This is a genomic window from Ancylobacter radicis, from assembly GCF_018449475.1.
In the GTDB taxonomy this organism is placed as follows: Bacteria; Pseudomonadota; Alphaproteobacteria; order Rhizobiales; family Xanthobacteraceae; genus Ancylobacter; species Ancylobacter radicis.
The window spans coordinates 133,934-148,470 of sequence record NZ_JAHCQH010000016.1 but is presented as its reverse complement, the minus strand read 5'-3'; the positions used below and the strand labels follow the sequence as shown (position 1 = coordinate 148,470).

Annotated in this window: 15 protein-coding genes and 1 tRNA gene; 4 read left to right on the top strand and 12 right to left on the bottom strand. The window is 62.0% G+C overall.

Going from position 1 to position 14,537, the window contains the following annotated elements:
- Nucleotides 1-45 precede the first annotated feature (45 nt).
- From KIP89_RS11670 to KIP89_RS11660, 3 genes are all read right to left on the bottom strand, one after another.
- Complete coding sequence (locus KIP89_RS11670) at nucleotides 46-1,251, bottom strand: NAD-dependent formate dehydrogenase (protein WP_213755607.1); 1,206 nt, start codon at nucleotides 1,249-1,251, stop codon at nucleotides 46-48.
- Between the two features lie 257 nt (nucleotides 1,252-1,508).
- Nucleotides 1,509-2,435, bottom strand: a complete 927-nt coding sequence (locus tag KIP89_RS11665) for a LysR family transcriptional regulator (RefSeq protein ID WP_213755606.1) — start codon at nucleotides 2,433-2,435, stop codon at nucleotides 1,509-1,511.
- 53 nt (nucleotides 2,436-2,488) lie between these two features.
- The gene (locus tag KIP89_RS11660) at nucleotides 2,489-3,388 is read right to left on the bottom strand and encodes a CHAD domain-containing protein (RefSeq protein ID WP_213755605.1); all 900 of its coding nucleotides are present in this window, start codon (nucleotides 3,386-3,388) and stop codon (nucleotides 2,489-2,491) included.
- A 153-nt stretch (nucleotides 3,389-3,541) separates the two neighbouring features.
- Here KIP89_RS11660 and KIP89_RS11655 point away from each other — a divergent pair.
- Nucleotides 3,542-3,618, top strand: a tRNA-Met gene (locus KIP89_RS11655).
- 118 nt (nucleotides 3,619-3,736) lie between these two features.
- Here the strand turns inward: KIP89_RS11655 and KIP89_RS11650 are convergent.
- From KIP89_RS11650 to KIP89_RS11635, 4 genes are all read right to left on the bottom strand, one after another.
- Nucleotides 3,737-4,054, bottom strand: coding sequence for a M48 metallopeptidase family protein (locus KIP89_RS11650; RefSeq protein ID WP_250152419.1), 318 nt, complete (start codon nucleotides 4,052-4,054; stop codon nucleotides 3,737-3,739).
- Between the two features lie 10 nt (nucleotides 4,055-4,064).
- Entirely contained in the window at nucleotides 4,065-6,995 is a 2,931-nt protein-coding gene (locus KIP89_RS11645; protein ID WP_213755604.1) for a type I restriction endonuclease subunit R, read from the bottom strand.
- Nucleotides 6,992-8,173 carry a restriction endonuclease subunit S gene (locus tag KIP89_RS11640; protein WP_213755603.1) on the bottom strand — a complete coding sequence of 394 codons (1,182 nt, stop codon included), beginning with the start codon at nucleotides 8,171-8,173 and terminating at the stop codon, nucleotides 6,992-6,994. Before KIP89_RS11640 ends, KIP89_RS11645 begins: the two co-directional genes overlap by 4 nt.
- A gap of 131 nt (nucleotides 8,174-8,304) precedes the next feature.
- Complete coding sequence (locus KIP89_RS11635) at nucleotides 8,305-10,092, bottom strand: N-6 DNA methylase (protein ID WP_250152418.1); 1,788 nt, start codon at nucleotides 10,090-10,092, stop codon at nucleotides 8,305-8,307.
- 209 nt (nucleotides 10,093-10,301) lie between these two features.
- On the opposite strand from KIP89_RS11635, the gene KIP89_RS11630 reads away from it, so the two are divergent.
- From KIP89_RS11630 to KIP89_RS11620, 3 genes are all read left to right on the top strand, one after another.
- Complete coding sequence (locus KIP89_RS11630) at nucleotides 10,302-10,598, top strand: type II toxin-antitoxin system HigB family toxin (RefSeq protein ID WP_213755601.1); 297 nt, start codon at nucleotides 10,302-10,304, stop codon at nucleotides 10,596-10,598.
- Nucleotides 10,599-10,600: 2 nt separating this feature from the next.
- Entirely contained in the window at nucleotides 10,601-11,824 is a 1,224-nt protein-coding gene (locus tag KIP89_RS20140) for an ImmA/IrrE family metallo-endopeptidase (RefSeq protein ID WP_369807125.1), read from the top strand.
- A gap of 161 nt (nucleotides 11,825-11,985) precedes the next feature.
- Nucleotides 11,986-12,174, top strand: a complete 189-nt coding sequence (locus tag KIP89_RS11620; RefSeq protein ID WP_213755600.1) for a hypothetical protein — start codon at nucleotides 11,986-11,988, stop codon at nucleotides 12,172-12,174.
- 205 nt (nucleotides 12,175-12,379) lie between these two features.
- On the opposite strand, the gene KIP89_RS11615 is transcribed toward KIP89_RS11620, so the two are convergent.
- The 5 genes from KIP89_RS11615 to KIP89_RS11595 all read right to left on the bottom strand — a co-directional run bounded on the left by KIP89_RS11615 (nucleotide 12,380) and on the right by KIP89_RS11595 (nucleotide 14,531).
- Nucleotides 12,380-12,613: a hypothetical protein gene (locus KIP89_RS11615; protein ID WP_213755599.1), complete on the bottom strand. Its 234-nt coding sequence runs from the start codon at nucleotides 12,611-12,613 to the stop codon at nucleotides 12,380-12,382.
- Nucleotides 12,610-12,807 carry a hypothetical protein gene (locus KIP89_RS11610; RefSeq protein WP_213755598.1) on the bottom strand — a complete coding sequence of 66 codons (198 nt, stop codon included), beginning with the start codon at nucleotides 12,805-12,807 and terminating at the stop codon, nucleotides 12,610-12,612. The genes KIP89_RS11615 and KIP89_RS11610 overlap by 4 nt, the downstream gene beginning before the upstream one ends.
- A 24-nt stretch (nucleotides 12,808-12,831) precedes the next feature.
- Entirely contained in the window at nucleotides 12,832-13,353 is a 522-nt protein-coding gene (locus KIP89_RS11605; RefSeq protein ID WP_250152417.1) for a TIGR02594 family protein, read from the bottom strand.
- A gap of 125 nt (nucleotides 13,354-13,478) precedes the next feature.
- Nucleotides 13,479-13,817, bottom strand: a complete 339-nt coding sequence (locus KIP89_RS11600) for a hypothetical protein (protein ID WP_213755596.1) — start codon at nucleotides 13,815-13,817, stop codon at nucleotides 13,479-13,481.
- A 15-nt stretch (nucleotides 13,818-13,832) separates the two neighbouring features.
- A complete protein-coding gene (locus tag KIP89_RS11595) occupies nucleotides 13,833-14,531 on the bottom strand; it encodes a DUF2793 domain-containing protein (protein WP_213755595.1) in 699 nt (232 codons plus the stop codon).
- Nucleotides 14,532-14,537: the final 6 nt, after the last annotated feature.

Genomic DNA, 14,537 nt, shown 5'->3' with positions numbered 1-14,537 from the left:
GAAGCGGGCGGCGCCGCGTCCAGCACCGCCCGTTGAGGCGGATGGTCAGCCCGCCTTCTTGAACTTCGCCGCCTCTTCCGAGCCGCCGGTGGCATTGCCCTTGGAGTAGGAATGCGCCCCGGTGCCGGCGAGCGCGCCGCCCTGCACGATCAGGTACTCGTCGCGGATCGCCCTTCCCTCGAAGAAGCATTCGAGGATTTCGCGCGTGCCGGCCGCATAGCGGGTCTGGGCGGTCAGCGAGGTGCCGGAAATGTGCGGCGTCATGCCGTTCCACTTCATCGTGCGCCAGGGGTGATCCTGCGGCGCCGGCTGCGGGAACCACACATCGCCCGCATAACCCGCCAGTTGGCCGCTTTCCATCGCACGGGCAATGGCGTCGCGGTCGCACAGCTTGCCGCGCGCCGTGTTGACGATATAGGCGCCGCGCTTGAACAGCTTCAGCGTCTCGTCATTGATCATGTGCTCGGTTTCGGGGTGCAGCGGGCAGTTCAGCGTCACCACGTCGCAATGCGGGTACATCTCCTCGCGCGTGGCGTGGAAGGTGAGGTTCAGCTCCTTCTCCACCGATTCCGGCAGGCGGTGACGGTCGGTGTAGTGCAGCTTCACGTCGAAGGGCGCGAGGCGGCGCAGCACGGCGAGGCCGATGCGGCCGGCCGCCACGGTGCCGACGCTCATCGCTTCCAGATCATAGGAATGCGCCACGCAATCGGCGATGTTCCAGCCGCCCTTGCGGGCCCAGTCATGCGAGGGGATGTAGTTGCGCACGAGGCCGAGGATCATCATCACCACATGCTCGGCGACGCTGATCGAGTTGCAGTAGGTGATTTCCGCGACCGTGATGTTGCGGTCGATGGCGGCCTGAAGATCGACATGGTCCGAGCCGATGCCGGCGGTGAGCGCCAGCTTGAGATTCTTCGCCTTGGCGATGCGCTCGGGCGTCAGATAGGCCGGCCAGAAGGGCTGGGAGATCACCACATCGGCGTCGACCAGTTCCTTCTCGAACACCGAATCCGGGCCGTCCTTGTCGGAGGTCACGACCAGCGTGTGGCCCTGCGATTCCAGATATTTGCGCAGGCCGAGCTCGCCGGAGACCGAGCCGAGCAGCGTGCCGGGCGTGAAGTCGATGGCCTTCGGGGTCGGCAGGGTCTGGCCGCCCGGATAATGGTCGATCTTCGGCAGATCGTCGCGCGCATAGGTCGTGGGGTAGCCGTCGATCGGATCGTCGTACAGAACGCACAGAACCTTGGCCATGGGGCGTCTCCTCTCCTTGGGGTAAGCGGGGACGCTTCCGCCGTGCGCACGGCAGACCGTTCAAGCCATCACAGCCTGGCTACCGGCACGCGCTCCAGCGTGCCGCTGGATCGGAGCGCAGTGCGGCGGGCATCCTCCACATCGTCCGGCTGGGTCTGCGAACCGCCCCGGATCGACATGATGAGACTGCCGGTCGACGCGCCAACGTGCAAATTGAAAGGGAGCAACAATTGATAGATGGCGTCGATGAAGATCGTTTAATTTAAATCATTCTGAAGTAAATTAATGCTCTCAACTCCGCCACGTTGAAGAGAGCGAGCGAATTTCAGCAAGGCTCCCGCCACAGGACTGAGAGGATCACGCTCCGTCAGCACCAGACCCACCGGCTGTACATGGACAGGATCGACCAGCGGCACGGCGACGAGATCACCGGCATCGCCGAGTCCCCGGAAGCTTGCCTCCGGCACGATGCTGGTCCACGGCCCGCGCCGCACGAAGGACCACACGCCCATGAAGGAGTTGGTCTCGATGGCCGGCTGCGCCGCGAGCCCGGCCTCGACCATCACATGGTCGATGATGCGGCGGTTCTGCATGTCCGGCGTGAGCAGGCACAGTGGCTGGCGCGCCGCCTCTTCCCAGCGCAGCGAGCGGCGGCGGGCCAGAGAATCGTCAGCGCGCGTCACGAAGACATAACGCTCGACATAGAGTTCCAGCCGCCGCACCCGGTTGAGCGGCTCGTTCTCCAGATAGGTGATGCCGGCGTCGAGATCGAGTTCGTCCAGCCCGCGCTGGATCGCGGCCGAACTCAGGGTCAGCATCTGCACCTTCACATCGGGATACCGGTCGCGGAACGGCGCCAGCAATGCCGGGGCGGCGGCGGTCGCGGCCGGAATGGCGCCGACGCGCAGCGTGCCCGATAGACCGGCTCCGGTTTCCGCCTTTTCCTGCCGCAGGCTCTCATAATCCGCGGCGATCTGCCGGGCCCAGCCCAGCACCCGCTCGCCCTCCGCCGTGAAGCCGAGAAAGCGGTGCCCACGCACCACAATCGGTAGGCCCAGTTCCTGCTCCAGCTTGCGGATGCCGGCGGAAAGCGTCGGCTGGGTCACATTGCAGGCGTGAGCCGCCCGGCCGAAATGCTTCTCGCGCGACAGCGCGACGAGATAGTGCATCTGGCGGACGAACATGGGCGCACTCCTGCGGACGAGGTGCGGTGAGGCGAGAGACCGGCGCGGTCTTTTTATTCCTTTTCGGATACAGGTTTCAAATAGGCAGCGATCCGCTGACGGAAGGCGCGCGGCTTTTCCGCGAACAGCCGCCGGTGCAGCCGCAGGGCCGAGAGCACCAGGCGATGCTGACGCGCGGCGATGGCGTCGGCCAGCGGCTGCCGCCAGCCCTGCCGCCCCGCCGGCAGGCTGGCGAGTTCGGCGGCGAGCACCGCGAGGTCCTGATGCTTGCCGAGCTTCTCCCGCAGGCGCTGCAATTCCCCGACCCACACCTTGCCGAGCGCCGGCCAGGCCTCGCTCACCAGTTCCATCTGGTAGCGTTGCGCCACCACAGCCTTGCGCAGCTCATGCAGGCTCTCGGGCTCAGTGGGGTCGACATGGCGCACCAGCCGCCGGCCGCGCGCATATTCATCGCGCAGGGCGCGCAGCAGCGCCGTGCGGTCCATGCTGGCAGCAAAGCGCGGCCCCGCGTCGCGGCAGGCGGCGACGAGGGAGGTAAGATCATCCCGATGCGGCGCGAGCCCAACCGCCTCATGTGCGCCTCCCGCCGCCAGCGCGCGCGCGGCAGCGCGGTGCGCCGATGCCGAGAGGTATGATTTAGCCGTGAGATCAACCAACGCATCGCGTCGCGCCTGCGTATCGCGCGCCCCGGCCAGCCGGCGCGCCACCTCCCCCAGTGCCGCGCGCAACGCCTTCGCCTCGGCCCGATGCTCTCCATCGACCAGCCGCAGCAAAGCCCGCAGCCGCTTGAACGCCTTGCGCAACTCATGCACCGCCCGCACCGGGTCTTCCAGCCCCAGAGCCGCCTCCGCCTCGGTAGCGGCCTGATCGAACGGCCTCTTAAATACCGTCGGGGATGATAGCGGTGGCGGGGTATCGGCGGACGCAGAGCGGCCATGCACAGTTTCGCTCATCTCGCTTTGTCCTTGCGGCTCAACGGTTTGAACGCCATCTTGGCACAGGCTGCGACGCTGCGATGACAAAAACGACGCCGCCCCCCTTTCAATTGGCCATGCGGATTGCTAGATACCCGGCGTCGGTGGCGCCCTGGTGTCCCCCGGCTCTGACGCGGGGTGGAGCAGCCCGGTAGCTCGTCAGGCTCATAACCTGAAGGCCGCAGGTTCAAATCCTGCCCCCGCAACCAAAATACAAAAGCTAATTCAACAGCTTATGCAAAGCCCCGCTTGGCTCTCGCCAGCGGGGCTTTTGCTTGTGTCCGCACTGTGTCCGTTTTTTGGGCCATTCAGAAACACGAACCGTCACTAAAGAGCAGCCCTGTTGGGGCGCGAGACCTCAAGGGATCGCCAGCCAGGCACATGCGCAGTCATCAACGCCTTGAACAGGCGGCCGTGGTTCGGCACGCGCAGGTGAAGCAGTTCGTGGGCAACGACGAAATCCTGGAAGCTGTCCGGCTCATCGAGAAGGTCGGCCGCCAGCGTGATCGTGCCCGCGCTTGAGCACGAACCCCATTTGCGCGTCATCCGTTGAACGCGGACAAGGCGGGGATTAACTCTTAGCTTGATCGCCCATCGGGCGACGCGCTGTTTGAGCGCGTCTTGTTCTGATAGATACTTTGCCATGACCAAATCATTAGCCCAACACGTTCGCCATGATCAGATCAACGACGCTGGCGCGGGCATCTTTTGGTAGGCTGATCAGCGGCCGATATAGCGATGCACGAAGCTGCCGCTGTTCGTCGGGATTGACCCTCGCGTTCGGGAACCGCGCCAAGAGCTTTTCGATCTCCTTGGCCAGTTCAAGCGCATCGATTCCACTGCTCTTCAGCGCCGGGTTTTCTCGAAGCGCCCAGAAGGCAGCGAAGGCCTTCGGCGTTAGGCCCGTGTCTTTTGCGGCCTTTGATGCGGCGTCCTTCTCAGTGGCCAGCGCGGCAAGGAGGTCCATCGCAGCGAGGCCGGTCGTGTTCCGGTTCTCGAGGTCTTTGAGAATACGCTCGGCACGATCCTTTAGCGGCTGAAGCACCGGCGCGGCCTCAGCGTTGTCGTCGATCTCCTTCTGCAAGCCCCGAACGAGATTGAACACCTTGCCTTCGTCGGAACCCTTGTCCGAGCGCAAGGCCTCAAGCGTTTTGACATCAAAGGTGACGCTTTTAGTCAGGCGGCCCAGGCCATCCTGCGTTGCGTTCTGCTCAACGAGCTGGCGCGTCTTGTAGGCAAGGTCCGCCACGAACCCGATCTTGTCAGCATAAGCGTTGCGCACCGCGGCGTAGAGCTGCGCCAGCCGCTTGAACGTGCCGATGTGGTCGACGAGTTCTTTTGACGGCGACAGAATTTCCCAAAGGTTCTCGATATCCTTGTAGGCCTCAAAGAACGCCTTTCGCGGTTCCGGCTCCAGGAAACGGCCATAGACGAGCCGTTCTAGGCGTTCGTCGGCATCGCCGCCTTCGCCGGCATCGAGATAGTCGACGGAAGCCTTTGCGATCTTTTCCAGGAAGTCCTTCATCAGGAGATCGAGATCCTCGATCACCCCATCGACATCTGACGAGTCGAATTGCAGGGCCTTCTTGAGTTCGCGCAGCACGCCGACAAAATCGATGACGAGGCCGATCTTCTTCTGAATGCCTTCCTTGTCGACATATGGCCGGTTCACACGGGCGACCGCTTGAAGCAGAACGTGATCCCGCATCGGCTTGTCGAGATAGAGACAGTAGAGCAGCGGCGCGTCATAGCCGGTGAGCAGCTTGTCGGTAACGATCAGGATTTTCGGGTTCTTGTCGGCCTTCTTGAACAGCAGGCGGACATCTTCCTCGCGTTCGTCACTGAGTTGCAGCTGGGCGACCAGCGGCCTATCCACCACGTCGGCGGCGTTTTCCGTATAGACGGCTTCGGTCCATTCCGGCGGCAGCAGCTTGTCGAGCGCCTGCTTGTATTTGGCGCAGGCCTCGCGATCGACCGCGACCACAAACGCCTTGTAGCCGAGCGGCAGCACGTTTTCTCTGAAGTGCTCGGCGACGAATGCGGCCACCTTTGCGACGCGATCATCCGCCTTCAAGAAGGCGCGAAGGCCCACGGCCCGATCCAGAACCTTGTTCAGCTCCTCGATGTCGGTCACGCTCTCGGCGGCGGCGAGTTCGAAGAACTCCTTGTCCAGCCGGTCAACCGGCACCGTCATCTCGCTTGGCGCCAGGACGTGCTTGATCGGCAGTGTGGTTTCGTCGGCGATCGATTCTTTGATCGAATATTTGTCGAGATAACCGGTTTCGTCCTCGGCGCCGAAAATCTTGAACGTGCCCGTGCCCTGTTCGGTGTTGGCGATCGGCGTGCCAGTGAAGCCGATGATGGTGGCGTTCGGCACCGACGCCATGAGATAGGTGCCGAGATCCTTTGCGACCGACCGGTGAGCTTCGTCGATGAACACATAGATGTTGTCGCGGACGGATGAATCTTTTCGGATCGCCTCGAACTTATGGATCATCGCGATGATCAGGCCGCGAAAGTCGGCGTCGAGAAGCTGCTGAAGCTCGGCCTTGGTGTTCGCCCGCTTGATGGCGATATCCTGGTTCTGCATTTCGCCGAGCACCCGCTCGACCCAGCCCTTCAATTGCCCTTCAAGCTCAGTGCGATCAACGACGAGGATCACCGTCCCGTTCTGGAAGCGCTCCTTCTGTTCGAGGATCAGCTTCGCGGCCGTGAGCAGCGTGAACGTCTTGCCGGACCCTTGCGTGTGCCAGACAAGGCCGCGGGTCTTGGTGGGATCAGCGCAGCGGGCGACGATCGCATCGATGGCGCGGCGCTGGTGCTGGCGCAGGATAGATTTCCGCGTCTCGCTGTCCTGAACATAGAACAGAATCCAGTGCTGGAGCGTGCGCAGGAAATCCGTGCGTTCGAAGAATGCCTGCACCGCGAAGCGATAGGCTTCGTCCGGCGTCTGCTTCCAGCGCGCCATGTCGCGGCGGGTGGCGTTCCAGGTGACACCATACCAATAGTCGAGCAGGTGCGTGACGTTGAAGATCTGCGGGGCGCCGATCAGTTCCGGCGTCTCGATTTCATAGCGGCGCAGCTGCTTGATGCCGCGTTCGATGGCGTCACCGTCCTTCGGGTTCTTGTGTTCGACGATGCAGACCGGCACGCCGTTGATGAGAAACATCACGTCCGCCCTGTTGCCTTTACGGGCGGGCGGCTTCAGCGTCCATTCCCATGAGACGTGAAATTCGTTGGCGTCGGGATGATCGAAATCGATCAGCTGAACGCGGCGATGGCGCTTTTCGTCTTCGTCGTACCAGCCGCGTTCGCCACGCAGCCACATCAGCATTTCGCGGTTGCCATCGACCGTTGCCGGGATGGCGTCGAGCGTCTCGATGATCGAGCGCAGCGCATCGGCCGAAAGCCAAGGGTTGAACTCCGAGAGCTTCGCTTCGAGCTCGTCGCGTAGCAGCATTCCCGCTTCGCCGCCGCGCTTCTGTTTAGCGACTTCCGGCGTGAGCGGCGTCCAGCCGATTTCGGCGGCGTGCTTCACCATCGGAAACTGAACGGTGCCGGCTTCGCTGATCTTGAGGTCGCTCATGCCGCTACTCCTTCGAGCGGAGCGTTGCTGAGCGCCGACAAATCGAGATCGGCCACGCGGATTTCGCCGGTCATCAGCTTGTGCAGTAGCGCCTTGAACAGGTCTTCGAGCACGGCTCGCTTTCGCTGATGCAGGCCAATTTTCTGATCGATGGCGTCGAGAATCTCGACGATCTCGCGCTGTTCTTCCAGCGTAGGCGGTATCAGAACAGGAAATGCCTTCAGCTTGGTGCTGTTGATGCACGCAAGATTGGTCGTCTTGTGAGCAACCTTCAGGAAGTAGGCTTTGCCATAAGCGCTTTGCGCGAGGTAGGCGAAAAACTCAGGCAGAAGGCGCTTACGATCTGGCCGCACTGCGAAGACATGATTTTGATGAACGCAGAGGTCCAACTCGCCGCGCCAAATGAAGCCGCGTCCGAGTTTGTCGAAGTCGCCGCCCTCCGTGAGAACCACATCGCCAGTTTGTAGACGATACCTCTCCACCTCAGACCGGCGAATATGGATTTGCTTCATCTCAGAGAGATCAAGGTGACCATCCTGAACGTTGGCAACACGCAGATAGGGCACGTCCACCATCTCAGCGTCAGAAAATTTGCGTCCTTTTGCGACACCTGTTTGCACGGTCGCACAATGGTCTAGTGCCAGAGGCTGCCAACTATCTGGAACAAGCCCGAATTCAGTTTCTTTTTGCTCTTTATTTCTTAGGCCTCTGGTAAATACATCGCGCATTGTAGCGCGCTTGATTTCCAAGAAATTATCGATCTGAGCTTCTTCGAGTTGATAAGCTTCTCGTGATGCTCCGATCAATCTCACAATTGCACGTTGCTCTTCGATAGAAAGCGCCGGTACCTCGAACTTGAGATACTCGTTCCAGTCGAGATTTCGAATACCAGTTGTCGCTCGTTGGAGCGTTTCTGTGGCACCCGATTTGTATAGCGCGTGAAGGTAGAGGGAGACGTATTTCGAATCGAACCTCTCTGGATCGACGACACGGATAGCGGTGGTAAAATTGCTTGTGCAAAACACTCGATTATTAGGAGGATCAAAGTAGCCCACGCGTCCCACAGGCTGCTTCGGTCCTCCGCCTGACCGTTCGATTATGATGTCTCCAGGCGATAGACGACGGTCAGCTAAGAGGCGCGTCTCAACTTCGAGTTCAGCGATATCGGAATAGTCCAACAGGCCGTCGCCTCTAAAATTTGTGCTTCGAAGAACAGCAGACGCCTCCAACGGCGAACGCATGCCTTTCCAAAGTCCGCTTACGAGCGAAAACGAATCTCGATCGCTCAAGGGCACCGAAGGTAGTTTGCTCATCGAGAACCCCCCAATTTCAGAAGCATAGGCTGTAGTTGGGACCACAACCGCGTGCTTTCTTCCGACAATTGATCGGCACGGGCTACTAGCTCTTGAATACTGGTGTGCGTTTTATCTTCCTGCTGTCCAACCCATCGGCTTGGGCCGAGATTGTAATCGGCGTCTTCGGCCTGCTGGCGCGTGATCACTACAATCTCACCATCAATGGGTTCGCCTTTGAGATATGCAGCAGCCAGGGGGCGGATCGCGTCTTCAGGAATGTAGTTCTTCGGCTTGCCTTTCCTTACGATTTTACTGGCATTGAAAAGGACGATTTTGTCCTTGCGCGTGGCAGGCTTGCGCTTGTTCAGCACCACGATCACGCCGGCGGCGTTGGTGTTGTAGAAGAGGTTTTCCGGCAGCAGGATCACGCCATCGATCAGGTCGTGATCGACGAACCATTTGCGGATGTTGCGCTCCTTATCCTCGTTCTTCGAGCCAGAACCCCGCGTGACCGCGCCAGTATCGAGCACCACCGCCGCGCGGCCATTGTCGCCTAGGCAAGCAAGGGTATGCTGAAGCCAGGCCCAATCGCCCTTGCCGGTGGTGACGCCACCCGCGGTACGGAAGCGATCGAACGGATCATTGGCGAACACATCCGGCGCAAAAGGCTGGTTCCACATCGGATTGGCGACGACGATATCGTGGCCGCGCACCTTGCCCTCGTTGGTGCGGAATTTCGGATTGATCATCGTGTCGCCGCGGGCGATCTCGATCTCCATGTCGTGGATGATGCCGTTCATCTGCGCGACAGCGTAGCTTTCGGCCTGAAGCTCCTGACCGGTGAGCTTCAATGGCACCTTGGCGGTCGGATCGAGCTCGCGTGCGACGAGTTGCAGCTTAACCAACAGGCCGGCCGATCCGCAGGCATAGTCATGGCAATCCTCGCCGGGGCGGGGCCGCATGATATGCGCCATCAGGAAGCCGACTTCGGTCGGGGTGAAGAACTCGCCTGCGCTCTGGCCCGAGCCTTCCGCGAACTTCCTAAGCAGATACTCATAGGCGCGCCCGAGGAAGTCAGGCTGCACATCGGCTAAGCCCAGCCTATAGCGCGGATCGGAAAACGTCTCGACTACGAGGCGCAGCTTCGCCGGGTTGATATCTCGCTCGCCGTTCCGCTCGGCGGCGAAGTCCACCACATCGATCACGCCGGAAAGCATGGGGTTCTGCTTGACCACCGCGCGCACCGCCTTGGTCAGGTGCTCGCCGATGTCCCTGGGCTTGGTGCTCTGGCCCTTGTCGTCCAGCGGCCATTCGATGGCTTCGCGCCCGCTGATCGCGCCCCATCGCGCTTCCGGCGGCATATAGAAGCGCAGGAGGGAATGATCGCCCTCGGCGATCTCAAGCGCCGTATCGCGGTCGCCGTAATCTTCCGCGAGGCGCGCGATCTCGTCGTCGAACACATCGGATAGCCGTTTGAGGAATAGCAGCGGCAGCAGATAGTCCTTGAACTTCGGCGCGTCCTTCTCGCCGCGAATAGAGCAGGCTGCGTCCCAAAGCATTTGCTCCATCGGCTTCGTCGAGGGCGCCGCCGTTGCCGATCCCCGGCGCCGTCGCGTTACGCCAGCAGCCGGATCGGACGACTCGCCCGCGTCGCCGTCAGTGTCGATCCCGGCCTCCTGCGCCAGGGCCATGATGACCTCCCGGGCGGCTTTCTGCGGCAAGTTCGATCCGCCTTCCCAGCGGTTCACCGTCGCAAAGGACACACCGAGCCGTTCGGCAAGCTGTTCCTGCGTGAAGTTCATTTTCGATCGAATCGCGCGAAGGGTCGCGGCTACGGCTTGTGCGTTTGTCATGTCTGCTATATTTGCTATAATGCAGAGCATGTCAAGGGCGAGTCGCGAGGCTCAATCTAGCATGTGGACGAAGCGACCCGCGCATAACTTGACAGCGTGAGCCGATTTGATCCTATTTTCGGAACGTATTGCTTGATCCTGAAACGGGAACGCTTTATATGAAGCTGGTCGGCGTGGAGATTATCGAGGAGGCGCAGAAGCGCCACGCCGACGTGGCCAAGCGCCTCTCGGCGTGGAAGGCCGAAGTTGCGTCGAAAACGACGGTCTGGACGTCCTTTCAGGATCTCCGGGACCGCTATCCGAAGACCGACAAGGTCGGTGAGCGGTATGTTTTCGACATCGGCGGCAACCGGTTTCGATTGATCGTGAAGGTCAATTTTGCAGCCGGTGTTGTCGCCGTCCGATGGTTCGGCACACACGCCGAATACGACAAGATCAACGTAGCGGAGGTTTAGACATGGCGCGCATCACCCCGATCCGAACGGAAGCCGACCACAAGGCTGCCCTGGCGCGGATCGATGCGCTCATGGATGCCGTGGCCGGGACTTCCGAGGCCGATGAGCTTTCCGTTCTGGCCGACCTCGTTGAAGCCTACGAGGCGAAACATTTCCCAATTGAACTGCCGACGCCAATCGAAGCGATCCGCTTTCGCATGGAGCAGGCCGGGCTCGAACCGCGCGATCTCGAGCCCTATATCGGCAGTCGCGGGAAGGTGTCGGAGGTTCTTTCCGGCAAGCAGCCTCTGACGTTGGCGATGATCCGTGCGCTTCACACACACCTTGGCATTCCCGCCGAGGTTCTGGTTGCTGATGCCTCTTCGGCAGGGAACATCGCAGAGACATCTTCGCTCGATTGGGGCCGGTTCCCGATCAACGAAATGGCGAAACGTGGCTGGATTCGCTCGGTCGCCTCCGCGAAAGCCAAGGCCGAGGATTTGATCGGCGAATTGATTGCGAGCGCAGGTGGCATGAAGGCTGTGCCGATGCCTCTGTGCCGACGCAACGACGCGATGCGCCAGAATGCCAAGACCGATACCTATGCCCTGTTGGCATGGTGCTTGAAGGCGCTCGCGGCTTCTCGCGATCAGAAGTTGGCGGGAAGCTACAAGACCGGTTCGATCACGCTTGAGTTGCTCACCGAGCTTTCAAAGCTGAGCGCGCATGAGGACGGGCCAAAGCGTGCAAGAGACGCGATGTCTGGCCTTGGCGTTCACCTTGTCTGCGTTTCTCACTTGCCGAAGACTTATCTGGACGGCGCCGCCTTGCGTGGAGTGGACGGCGGCGCACCGATCGTTGCGCTGACTTTGCGTTACGACCGGATCGATAACTTCTGGTTCTCACTCCTGCACGAACTTGCCCATGTCGGGCGCCACTTCAACGGCGCAGCCGAGGCATTCGTCGACGATTTCAGCCTTCGCGAAGCGCCGTCTCGCCACGAAGACCCTCGCGAAAATGAGGCCGACGAATGGGCCGAGGAGGCATTGATCTCGCGGGACCTATGGGCGACCGCCGGCCTGACATCACACGCGAGCTATTCCGGAATAATTGCCTTCTCGCAGCGGATCGGCGTGCATCCGGCCATCGTTGCCGGACGGGTTCGCCACCAAACACGTAACTTCCGTGCGTTCGCGCCACTGCTCGGAACAGGAGAAGTGCGCAAGCAGCTCGAAGTAACGCAATAAAAAAGGGCGAGGCATCGCCTCGCCCCGAAGGAGATCCGGCAAGGTGATGACGCACCCTTGCAGGTGGCCGACCCGAACCGAACGTATATTGACAACGCCATTAAGGCGCACGGACTCGGGAAAGCAAGTTCAATCTGCGTCAGATTGAAAGGAGGTCCGCCATGAGCGGTCCTTTGAAGCCGGGGACGAATGCGCCCCGTTCGGGTCAGTATGAGATTGTTGGTCCCCGCGGCGGCGGCACCGGCCAGGAGCGTACCGTTGTTCGCAACGAGCCGCTTCCGCCGACGCCGAAGCCGGGAATGGGCTACAAGCTCGTCGATCCCACCAAGAACGGCTCCGGCCGCAAGTAACAGGGAGGCGTCGCAGTTCGCTGCGACGCCTTTCTACTTGAGGGCTGGCCTTCCGACGCAAGCCCGCGCCTGATCGCGCAGGCGAGCATAGTCCAGCATCGCCCGTTCGAGCGCCGCGCCGGGTGGCAGGCGTTGGATTTCGTCGGCAAGCCGTGCCTGGAAGGCGCGGTCGTAAGCCGCGACCGGCGGGCAGACGATGGACGGCCTAGAAGGTGCCGTCGCGCAGGCGGTCAGCGAGAGCGTCGCGATCACGAGGAGCGGCAGCGCCCGCTTCGAGCATGCGGTCCTTTGCATCGGAAGCCTCCTTCTGGGATTTGAGTTCGGCCTCGCGGGCTTTCGCCGCCTCGGCGGCGGCGCCTGCCTTGCGGCCAGCGGCGAAGATCGCCGCGGTGGCGATGACCACCGCGACGATGAGGACCAGAGCGAACCAGCCGGTCACTTGGTCGCCCCGGTGATCCCGGCCCGCAGGGTGCCGAGGCCGAGCGCGGCGAGGATCTGGGTGAGCCAGTCGGAACCGACATCGACACCCGGCACATCGATGCCGAGGCCCTTCTCGACGACCACAACGAGAACGAGCACGGCGGCGATGATGTAGGTGCGGTAGCCCGCACCGAACTGAAGAACAGCGTTCATAGAAATCTCCTTGGTTGGGTTGGATCAGGCCTCATTGACGGAGAGGCTTCCGCTCGCAGCGAGAGAGATCGGGCGGACGTTCGCGGGCTGGGCGCGATAGGCCGGGCGGCGCACCGCGACGAGCCGGTTGCGCGACAACCGCGTGATCGAGACGCGATCGGATTGATTGCCGCCTAGAACGTGGAAGGCCGAGGCGTCGTGGCCGACATAAAGGCCGATATGCCCGCCACCCTTGCGCTTGAAGACGAGCACGTCGCCGAGCGCCGCGGCACCCTTCGGAACCGACGTGCCGAATGCCGCCCATTCGAGCGCCGAGAGATAGAGGCGCGGCGGATTCCGCTCGGGGCGGCGTTCGATGTTGGCGCGGTGGGCGACGATCGCCATGAACAGGCCGCACCACGGGATCGCGTCGTGGCGATAGACGCCGGCATAAACACGGCCGAGGCCGGCGGCTTCGAGTTCGTCTTGCCAGCCGATGATCTTCGGATTGTCGGTAGCGCCTGGCGCTTCGAGCGTGCCGTATTGCTTCAGCGCCTCGATGATCATGCGCGGGCCGGGCTCGACTTCGAGCCATCGGTATTGGGCAGGCAGCATTGCGACCTCCTGAAACGACGAAGCCCGCCGGAGGGCGGGCTTTCGGTCGGGTTGCGGTTGGGGTTGAGGGCGGCAGATCAGGCGTGTTTGCGCCCGTCCTCGTTGGCTTCGATCCGGTCGATGCGTTCCCGAAACTCGATCAGCGTCGCCTTGATCTGGGCGATGTCGCCGCGCGCATCGGCGACGGCGCGACGCCCGGCGATGTCGTTGCCGATATCGGCTTTCAACTGGGCCACGTCCTTGCCAACGGTCATGAAGCTGGCGTCGATCATGGTGAAGCGATGCGACAGCCACCACGACACGCGAACGAGGAAGACGATCAGGACAAGCAGTTCGATGACGATGCTGCCGACGACGACCCATGTGAGCGTGAGCGCTTCAGGGGCGACAGCGATTGAAGGTGGTGAGGGGTTCATGGGGCGCTCCTGTTCTCACGAGGTCGGGGCGGCGAAGGCGAGTGCGTAGAGGACGACGCGCACCTTGCCGCCGGTGAAGTTGCCGCCGGCCGCAGTGACGCGGATCGGCGTGTTGGCGTAGAAGGCGGACGGGCCGATCACGCCGATGTTGTTCGAGCCGAGCGCGATGCCGAGCGAACCGCCGAACTGGCTGGTATTGCCCGCCACACCGACGCCGTAGGAGGTTGCGCCGGTGATCGCCTGTGTCGTGCGCGAGGCGACTGCCAGCACGATCATGCGGTCGGCAATCACGGCGGTCGTGGCATCGACAAAGGCGCCGGTGAGCGTCAGTTCCTGCTCAAGCGCCACAAGCCGGATCGCACCGCCATTGGCGGTGCCGACGATCCGGTCGCGCCAGGCGCCATTGGTCCAGACGACGGTGAGGCGCTCGTCCTCGACATGGACACGCCAACCGACGACGGGCACGAAGAATGCCCATGCACCCTCGCGCCAGAACGCGATCTTGTCGGTCTGGCCAGCCCAGACGCCGGTTGCACCGGAGGGCACGATCCAACGGTCGCCGTTCGCTGGGCTTCCCGGCGGCGTCGCCAGCGCCCGGCTCTTGACGCTGGTTTGCACAAGCGCGTCGAGGCGCAGCAGCGCATCGTTGTGGGCAATCTCCTTCTGCGCCTGTCCTTGCGCGAGCGTGGGCAGGCCGAGATTCGGCGTCGGCATTGGTGT